The 2445-nt window shown below is 71.5% G+C and carries 2 protein-coding genes; both read right to left on the bottom strand.

Annotated features, from left to right (window positions below; translation table 11 throughout):
• Window positions 1–32 precede the first annotated feature (32 nt).
• On the bottom strand, window positions 33–1007 hold the full coding sequence (locus GTW67_RS27860) for an acyl-ACP desaturase (RefSeq protein WP_161167526.1): 975 nt from the start codon (window positions 1005–1007) through the stop codon (window positions 33–35).
• Between the two features lie 286 nt (window positions 1008–1293).
• The coding region (locus GTW67_RS27855) for an ATP-binding cassette domain-containing protein (protein WP_161167525.1) at window positions 1294–2445 on the bottom strand (1152 nt) is incomplete at its 5' end.

The following is a 2445-nucleotide window of genomic DNA, read 5'->3' as shown; positions in this document are numbered from 1 at the left end:
GCCACGCCGTGCCGGGCCCGCCGGCGGCGCGGTCAGCCCGCCGCGCGGGCCGCCATCCGCGCCTTGCGCGCGGCCAGCTTCGCGTCGAACTTGGCGGCCTCCGCGTCGAGCCCGCCCATGTACAGGCCCAGCTCCTCCTGGGCCTGCTGCCCCTCGGGGCCGAGCCCGTCGATCTCCATGATCTTCAGGAAGCGCAGCACGGGCTGGATCACGTCGTCGTGGTGGATGCGCAGGTTGTAGACCTCGCCGATCGCCATCTGCGCGGCGGCCCGCTCGAAGCCGGGCATGCCGTGGCCGGGCATCCGGAAGTTCACGACCACGTCCCGCACGGCCTGCATCGTCAGGTCGGGCGCCAGCTCGAAGGCGGCCTTGAGCAGGTTCCGGTAGAAGACCATGTGCAGGTTCTCGTCGGTCGCGATGCGGGCCAGCATGCGGTCGCAGACCGGGTCGCCGGACTGGTGGCCCGTGTTGCGGTGCGAGATGCGGGTGGCCAGCTCCTGGAAGGCGACGTACGCCACCGAGTGCAGCATCGAGTGCCGGTTGTCCGACTCGAAGCCCTCGCTCATGTGGGCCATGCGGAACTGCTCCAGCTTGTCCGGGTCGACGGCGCGCGAGGCGAGCAGGTAGTCGCGCATCACGATGCCGTGCCGGCCCTCCTCGGCGGTCCAGCGGTGCACCCAGGTGCCCCAGGCGCCGTCGCGGCCGAAGAGGCTGGCGATCTCGTGGTGGTAGCTGGGGAGGTTGTCCTCGGTCAGCAGGTTCACCACGAGGGCGATCCGGCCGATCTCGGTGACCTTGGACTGCTCCTTCTCCCAGGCCTCGCCGTCCTCGAAGATCCCCGGGAAGTTGCGGCCGTCGCTCCACGGCACGTACTCGTGCGGCATCCAGTCCTTGGCGACCTGAAGATGCCGGTTGAGTTCCCGCTCGACCACTTCCTCCAGGGCGTACAGCAGCCGGGCGTCGGTCCAAGCGGCGGAATTGCCGAGATGCGGGGAAGTGATCGTCACGGGTACTCCAGGGGACGTGCGACAGAGCGGAATGCGAACCGGCGAGCGGTGCCGGGAACCTACGGGATCGTAGGCTACGAAACCGTAGGTTACGAGACCGTAGGTTAAACGCACTGTAAAGGCCGCTGATCAGCCACCGTCCACCGGGGCGCGGCGCGGTCCGGAGCCGCAGGTCACGGGCCGAACGAGGGCCCGTCCGTCATCATGCGGGGCGGGCCCCCGGAAAGGGAACCCCCGCAGGTCTCCCGCGGCCCCGCGAGGGCTCCTCCCCGGCGCCGGACGCCCCTCAGCCGGCCCGCCGTCCCGTGTGCTCGCCGGCGTCCCCCGTGACGTCCCTCAGTTCCCCTCCCTCCAGCAGCAGCCGGCGCGTGATGCCGATCGAGTCCAGGAACGGCATGTCGTGGCTGGCCACGATCAGCGCCCCCTCGTACGACTCCAGGGCCGAGGTGAGCTGCCGGACGCTCGCCATGTCCAGGTTGTTCGTCGGCTCGTCCAGCAGGAGCAGCTGCGGCGCCGGCTCGGCCAGCATCAGCGCGGCCAGGGCGGCCCGGAAGCGCTCGCCGCCGGACAGCGTCCCCGCCCGCTGGTCGGCCCGGGCGCCCCGGAACAGGAAGCGGGCCAGTCGCGCCCTGACCCGGTTGTCGGTCACGCCCGGCGAGAAGCGGGCCACGTTCTCGGCGACGGTCAGCTCGTCGTCCAGGACGTCGAGGCGCTGGGGCAGGAACCGCAGCGGGACGTGCGCGGTCGCCTCGCCCGACACCGGCTCCAGCTCCCCGGCGACGGTGCGCAGCAGCGTGGTCTTGCCCGAGCCGTTGCGCCCGGTCAGCGCGATCCGCTCGGGACCGTGCAGATCGAGACCGCCCGCCACCCGCGCGCCGTACGCGAGCTCCAGCTCCCGCAGGGTGAGCACGGACCGGCCCGGCGGGACGGCCGTGTACGGCAGGTCGACGCGGATCTCGGCGTCGTCCCGCACGGCCTTCACCGCGCCGTCGAGCCGTTCCCTCGCCTCGGCGAGCTTCTCCTCGTGCATGATCCGGTACTTGCCGGCCGACTCCTGGGCGGTGCGCCTGCGCATCTTCATCACCGCCCGCGGCTCGCGCTTGGTGTCGTACATCTTCTGTCCGTACCGCTTGCGCCGGGCCAGGACGACCTGGGCGTCGGACAGTTCGCGCTTCTGCCGGCGCAGATCGGCCTCGGCGACGCGCACCATGCGCTCGGCCGCCTCCTGCTCGACGGCCAGGGCCTCCTCGTACGCCGTGAAGTTGCCGCCGTAGCGGGTGATCCCGCCGGAGCGCAGGTCGGCGATCTGGTCGACGAGGTCGAGCAGCTCACGGTCGTGGCTGACCACGACCATCACGCCCGGCCAGGAGGCGACGGCCGCGTACAGCCGCCTGCGGGCGTACAGGTCGAGGTTGTTGGTGGGCTCGTCCAGCAGCAG

The sequence above is a fragment of the Streptomyces sp. SID5910 genome, from assembly GCF_009862125.1.
GTDB lineage: Bacteria > Actinomycetota > Actinomycetes > Streptomycetales > Streptomycetaceae > Streptomyces.
This window is presented reverse-complemented; position numbering and strand designations above follow the sequence as displayed.